Below are 6,065 nucleotides of genomic sequence, written 5' to 3' on the forward strand. Positions count from 1 at the left end.
CCGCCATGCCGGCGATAATGGCCTGCTTCTCGCCGAAACGTTTGGTGGCGGGACCAGTGACGAAGGCTTGAGCGAGGGCGTGCAAGATTCCGAATACCGCAAGCGACAGGCCGATCATCGTCGCGCTCCAGCGAAAGCGGTCCTCGCCGAAAATGACCCAGAGCGCTGCCGGCACCTGTCCTACGAGTTGCATGATAAAGAAGACAGTCATAAGTGCGGCGACGATAGTCATGCCCCGCGCCCACCGGAAGGAGCTGACTGGGTTGAAGGCTCTCAAGGGCATCGGTCGAGATCCCGGTGCCTAATGAGTGAGCTAACTTACATTAATTGCGTTGCGCTCACTGCCCGCTTTCCAGTCGGGAAACCTGTCGTGCCAGCTGCATTAATGAATCGGCCAACGCGCGGGGAGAGGCGGTTTGCGTATTGGGCGCCAGGGTGGTTTTTCTTTTCACCAGTGAGACGGGCAACAGCTGATTGCCCTTCACCGCCTGGCCCTGAGAGAGTTGCAGCAAGCGGTCCACGCTGGTTTGCCCCAGCAGGCGAAAATCCTGTTTGATGGTGGTTAACGGCGGGATATAACATGAGCTGTCTTCGGTATCGTCGTATCCCACTACCGAGATATCCGCACCAACGCGCAGCCCGGACTCGGTAATGGCGCGCATTGCGCCCAGCGCCATCTGATCGTTGGCAACCAGCATCGCAGTGGGAACGATGCCCTCATTCAGCATTTGCATGGTTTGTTGAAAACCGGACATGGCACTCCAGTCGCCTTCCCGTTCCGCTATCGGCTGAATTTGATTGCGAGTGAGATATTTATGCCAGCCAGCCAGACGCAGACGCGCCGAGACAGAACTTAATGGGCCCGCTAACAGCGCGATTTGCTGGTGACCCAATGCGACCAGATGCTCCACGCCCAGTCGCGTACCGTCTTCATGGGAGAAAATAATACTGTTGATGGGTGTCTGGTCAGAGACATCAAGAAATAACGCCGGAACATTAGTGCAGGCAGCTTCCACAGCAATGGCATCCTGGTCATCCAGCGGATAGTTAATGATCAGCCCACTGACGCGTTGCGCGAGAAGATTGTGCACCGCCGCTTTACAGGCTTCGACGCCGCTTCGTTCTACCATCGACACCACCACGCTGGCACCCAGTTGATCGGCGCGAGATTTAATCGCCGCGACAATTTGCGACGGCGCGTGCAGGGCCAGACTGGAGGTGGCAACGCCAATCAGCAACGACTGTTTGCCCGCCAGTTGTTGTGCCACGCGGTTGGGAATGTAATTCAGCTCCGCCATCGCCGCTTCCACTTTTTCCCGCGTTTTCGCAGAAACGTGGCTGGCCTGGTTCACCACGCGGGAAACGGTCTGATAAGAGACACCGGCATACTCTGCGACATCGTATAACGTTACTGGTTTCACATTCACCACCCTGAATTGACTCTCTTCCGGGCGCTATCATGCCATACCGCGAAAGGTTTTGCGCCATTCGATGGTGTCCGGGATCTCGACGCTCTCCCTTATGCGACTCCTGCATTAGGAAGCAGCCCAGTAGTAGGTTGAGGCCGTTGAGCACCGCCGCCGCAAGGAATGGTGCATGCAAGGAGATGGCGCCCAACAGTCCCCCGGCCACGGGGCCTGCCACCATACCCACGCCGAAACAAGCGCTCATGAGCCCGAAGTGGCGAGCCCGATCTTCCCCATCGGTGATGTCGGCGATATAGGCGCCAGCAACCGCACCTGTGGCGCCGGTGATGCCGGCCACGATGCGTCCGGCGTAGAGGATCGAGATCTCGATCCCGCGAAATTAATACGACTCACTATAGGGGAATTGTGAGCGGATAACAATTCCCCTCTAGAAATAATTTTGTTTAACTTTAAGAAGGAGATATACCATGGCGGTGACGACAACCGATCCCAAGACCGGTCTGCTGACCGGTCCGGACGCCCAGATCGCCGGCGCGCGCGTCGACGCCCGTGGTGCCGCTGATCTGCTGACCGCGGCATCGAGTGTCAGTGTCATCTGCCACGTCTATCCGGACGCGGACACCATCGGCGCCGGGCTCGCCCTGGCGCAGGTGCTCGCCGCATCCGGCAAGCACGTCGAGGTGTCGTTCGCGACCCCCGCGCAGCTGCCGGAGTCTCTTCAGTCGCTGCCCGGCGGGCATCTGCTGGTCGCTCCGGAGGCCATGCGGCGCGACGCCGACCTGGTTGTCACCGTTGACATACCGAGCATCAATCGGCTCGGCGCGCTCAGTGGGCTCGCCGGTCCCGGGCGTGAGGTGCTGGTCATCGACCATCACGCGTCCAACCAACTGTTCGGCACCGCCAACTACATCGACCCTTCCGCGGACTCGACCACGATGCTCGTGGCCGAACTCCTCGACGCGTGGGGCAAACCCATCGACGAAAAGGTGGCCCACTGCCTGTACGCGGGGCTGACCACCGACACCGGGTCGTTCCGCTGGGCCACGGCGCGTGCCCACCGGCTCGCGGCCCGGCTGGTCGAACTCGGCGTCGACAACGCGTCGATCAGCCGCACCCTGCTCGACACGCATCCGTTCGCGTGGCTGCCGATGCTGTCGCGGGTTCTCGCGACGGCCCGGTTGCTGCCCGACGCACTCGACGGCCGGGGCTTCGTCTACGCCGTCGTTCCGCACGACGAGTGGTCCGAGGCCCGGCCGGAAGAGGTCGAGAGCATCGTCGACATCGTGCGCACCACGCAGCAGGCCGAGGTCGCCGCGGTGTTCAAGGAGATCGAACCGATGCACTGGTCGGTCTCGATGCGTGCCAAGTCGGTGAACCTGGCGTCGGTCGCCAGCGCGTTCGGCGGTGGCGGTCATCCGCACGCCGCGGGATACTCCGCGACCGGTTCGGCCGACGACGTCGTACAGGCGCTCGCACGGGCCCTTGGCAAGCTTGCGGCCGCACTCGAGCACCACCACCACCACCACTGAGATCCGGCTGCTAACAAAGCCCGAAAGGAAGCTGAGTTGGCTGCTGCCACCGCTGAGCAATAACTAGCATAACCCCTTGGGGCCTCTAAACGGGTCTTGAGGGGTTTTTTGCTGAAAGGAGGAACTATATCCGGATTGGCGAATGGGACGCGCCCTGTAGCGGCGCATTAAGCGCGGCGGGTGTGGTGGTTACGCGCAGCGTGACCGCTACACTTGCCAGCGCCCTAGCGCCCGCTCCTTTCGCTTTCTTCCCTTCCTTTCTCGCCACGTTCGCCGGCTTTCCCCGTCAAGCTCTAAATCGGGGGCTCCCTTTAGGGTTCCGATTTAGTGCTTTACGGCACCTCGACCCCAAAAAACTTGATTAGGGTGATGGTTCACGTAGTGGGCCATCGCCCTGATAGACGGTTTTTCGCCCTTTGACGTTGGAGTCCACGTTCTTTAATAGTGGACTCTTGTTCCAAACTGGAACAACACTCAACCCTATCTCGGTCTATTCTTTTGATTTATAAGGGATTTTGCCGATTTCGGCCTATTGGTTAAAAAATGAGCTGATTTAACAAAAATTTAACGCGAATTTTAACAAAATATTAACGCTTACAATTTAGGTGGCACTTTTCGGGGAAATGTGCGCGGAACCCCTATTTGTTTATTTTTCTAAATACATTCAAATATGTATCCGCTCATGAATTAATTCTTAGAAAAACTCATCGAGCATCAAATGAAACTGCAATTTATTCATATCAGGATTATCAATACCATATTTTTGAAAAAGCCGTTTCTGTAATGAAGGAGAAAACTCACCGAGGCAGTTCCATAGGATGGCAAGATCCTGGTATCGGTCTGCGATTCCGACTCGTCCAACATCAATACAACCTATTAATTTCCCCTCGTCAAAAATAAGGTTATCAAGTGAGAAATCACCATGAGTGACGACTGAATCCGGTGAGAATGGCAAAAGTTTATGCATTTCTTTCCAGACTTGTTCAACAGGCCAGCCATTACGCTCGTCATCAAAATCACTCGCATCAACCAAACCGTTATTCATTCGTGATTGCGCCTGAGCGAGACGAAATACGCGATCGCTGTTAAAAGGACAATTACAAACAGGAATCGAATGCAACCGGCGCAGGAACACTGCCAGCGCATCAACAATATTTTCACCTGAATCAGGATATTCTTCTAATACCTGGAATGCTGTTTTCCCGGGGATCGCAGTGGTGAGTAACCATGCATCATCAGGAGTACGGATAAAATGCTTGATGGTCGGAAGAGGCATAAATTCCGTCAGCCAGTTTAGTCTGACCATCTCATCTGTAACATCATTGGCAACGCTACCTTTGCCATGTTTCAGAAACAACTCTGGCGCATCGGGCTTCCCATACAATCGATAGATTGTCGCACCTGATTGCCCGACATTATCGCGAGCCCATTTATACCCATATAAATCAGCATCCATGTTGGAATTTAATCGCGGCCTAGAGCAAGACGTTTCCCGTTGAATATGGCTCATAACACCCCTTGTATTACTGTTTATGTAAGCAGACAGTTTTATTGTTCATGACCAAAATCCCTTAACGTGAGTTTTCGTTCCACTGAGCGTCAGACCCCGTAGAAAAGATCAAAGGATCTTCTTGAGATCCTTTTTTTCTGCGCGTAATCTGCTGCTTGCAAACAAAAAAACCACCGCTACCAGCGGTGGTTTGTTTGCCGGATCAAGAGCTACCAACTCTTTTTCCGAAGGTAACTGGCTTCAGCAGAGCGCAGATACCAAATACTGTCCTTCTAGTGTAGCCGTAGTTAGGCCACCACTTCAAGAACTCTGTAGCACCGCCTACATACCTCGCTCTGCTAATCCTGTTACCAGTGGCTGCTGCCAGTGGCGATAAGTCGTGTCTTACCGGGTTGGACTCAAGACGATAGTTACCGGATAAGGCGCAGCGGTCGGGCTGAACGGGGGGTTCGTGCACACAGCCCAGCTTGGAGCGAACGACCTACACCGAACTGAGATACCTACAGCGTGAGCTATGAGAAAGCGCCACGCTTCCCGAAGGGAGAAAGGCGGACAGGTATCCGGTAAGCGGCAGGGTCGGAACAGGAGAGCGCACGAGGGAGCTTCCAGGGGGAAACGCCTGGTATCTTTATAGTCCTGTCGGGTTTCGCCACCTCTGACTTGAGCGTCGATTTTTGTGATGCTCGTCAGGGGGGCGGAGCCTATGGAAAAACGCCAGCAACGCGGCCTTTTTACGGTTCCTGGCCTTTTGCTGGCCTTTTGCTCACATGTTCTTTCCTGCGTTATCCCCTGATTCTGTGGATAACCGTATTACCGCCTTTGAGTGAGCTGATACCGCTCGCCGCAGCCGAACGACCGAGCGCAGCGAGTCAGTGAGCGAGGAAGCGGAAGAGCGCCTGATGCGGTATTTTCTCCTTACGCATCTGTGCGGTATTTCACACCGCAATGGTGCACTCTCAGTACAATCTGCTCTGATGCCGCATAGTTAAGCCAGTATACACTCCGCTATCGCTACGTGACTGGGTCATGGCTGCGCCCCGACACCCGCCAACACCCGCTGACGCGCCCTGACGGGCTTGTCTGCTCCCGGCATCCGCTTACAGACAAGCTGTGACCGTCTCCGGGAGCTGCATGTGTCAGAGGTTTTCACCGTCATCACCGAAACGCGCGAGGCAGCTGCGGTAAAGCTCATCAGCGTGGTCGTGAAGCGATTCACAGATGTCTGCCTGTTCATCCGCGTCCAGCTCGTTGAGTTTCTCCAGAAGCGTTAATGTCTGGCTTCTGATAAAGCGGGCCATGTTAAGGGCGGTTTTTTCCTGTTTGGTCACTGATGCCTCCGTGTAAGGGGGATTTCTGTTCATGGGGGTAATGATACCGATGAAACGAGAGAGGATGCTCACGATACGGGTTACTGATGATGAACATGCCCGGTTACTGGAACGTTGTGAGGGTAAACAACTGGCGGTATGGATGCGGCGGGACCAGAGAAAAATCACTCAGGGTCAATGCCAGCGCTTCGTTAATACAGATGTAGGTGTTCCACAGGGTAGCCAGCAGCATCCTGCGATGCAGATCCGGAACATAATGGTGCAGGGCGCT

Annotated in this window: 4 protein-coding genes and 3 pseudogenes; 2 read left to right on the forward strand and 5 right to left on the reverse strand. The window is 55.4% G+C overall.

Features of this window, described 5'->3' with window-relative positions; translation table 11 throughout:
* The 3 genes and pseudogenes from C3492_RS43490 to C3492_RS43505 all read right to left on the reverse strand — a co-directional run.
* Window positions 1-289: pseudogene (locus C3492_RS43490) on the reverse strand (hypothetical protein); the annotation flags it as partial.
* A gap of 49 nt (window positions 290-338) precedes the next feature.
* Entirely contained in the window at window positions 339-1,421 is a 1,083-nt protein-coding gene (gene lacI, locus C3492_RS43500; protein WP_000805902.1) for a DNA-binding transcriptional repressor LacI, read from the reverse strand.
* Window positions 1,422-1,500: 79 nt separating this feature from the next.
* Window positions 1,501-1,785 (reverse strand): annotated as a pseudogene (locus tag C3492_RS43505) (MFS transporter); the annotation flags it as partial.
* Window positions 1,786-1,894: 109 nt separating this feature from the next.
* Between C3492_RS43505 and C3492_RS43510 the strand changes: the two are divergent.
* The gene (locus C3492_RS43510; protein ID WP_103818082.1) at window positions 1,895-2,956 is read left to right on the forward strand and encodes a bifunctional oligoribonuclease/PAP phosphatase NrnA; all 1,062 of its coding nucleotides are present in this window, start codon (window positions 1,895-1,897) and stop codon (window positions 2,954-2,956) included.
* A gap of 694 nt (window positions 2,957-3,650) precedes the next feature.
* On the opposite strand, the gene C3492_RS43515 is transcribed toward C3492_RS43510, so the two are convergent.
* Window positions 3,651-4,466: an aminoglycoside O-phosphotransferase APH(3')-Ia gene (locus C3492_RS43515; protein WP_000018329.1), complete on the reverse strand. Its 816-nt coding sequence runs from the start codon at window positions 4,464-4,466 to the stop codon at window positions 3,651-3,653.
* 1,136 nt (window positions 4,467-5,602) lie between these two features.
* The gene (locus C3492_RS43535) at window positions 5,603-5,794 is read right to left on the reverse strand and encodes a Rop family plasmid primer RNA-binding protein (protein WP_000165985.1); all 192 of its coding nucleotides are present in this window, start codon (window positions 5,792-5,794) and stop codon (window positions 5,603-5,605) included.
* A gap of 64 nt (window positions 5,795-5,858) precedes the next feature.
* On the opposite strand from C3492_RS43535, the pseudogene C3492_RS43540 reads away from it, so the two are divergent.
* Window positions 5,859-6,065, forward strand: a pseudogene (locus C3492_RS43540) (hypothetical protein); the annotation flags it as partial.

It is taken from the genome of Streptomyces sp. Ru62 (assembly GCF_002920615.1).
Lineage (GTDB): Bacteria > Actinomycetota > Actinomycetes > Streptomycetales > Streptomycetaceae > Streptomyces.

What these genes read in the sequence shown, in the direction of transcription:
- C3492_RS43510 (WP_103818082.1), top strand. Translation starts at nt 1,895, where the DNA reads ATGGCGGTGACGACAACCGATCCCAAGACCGGTCTGCTGACCGGTCCG.
- C3492_RS43515 (WP_000018329.1), bottom strand. Translation starts at nt 4,466, where the DNA reads ATGAGCCATATTCAACGGGAAACGTCTTGCTCTAGGCCGCGATTAAAT.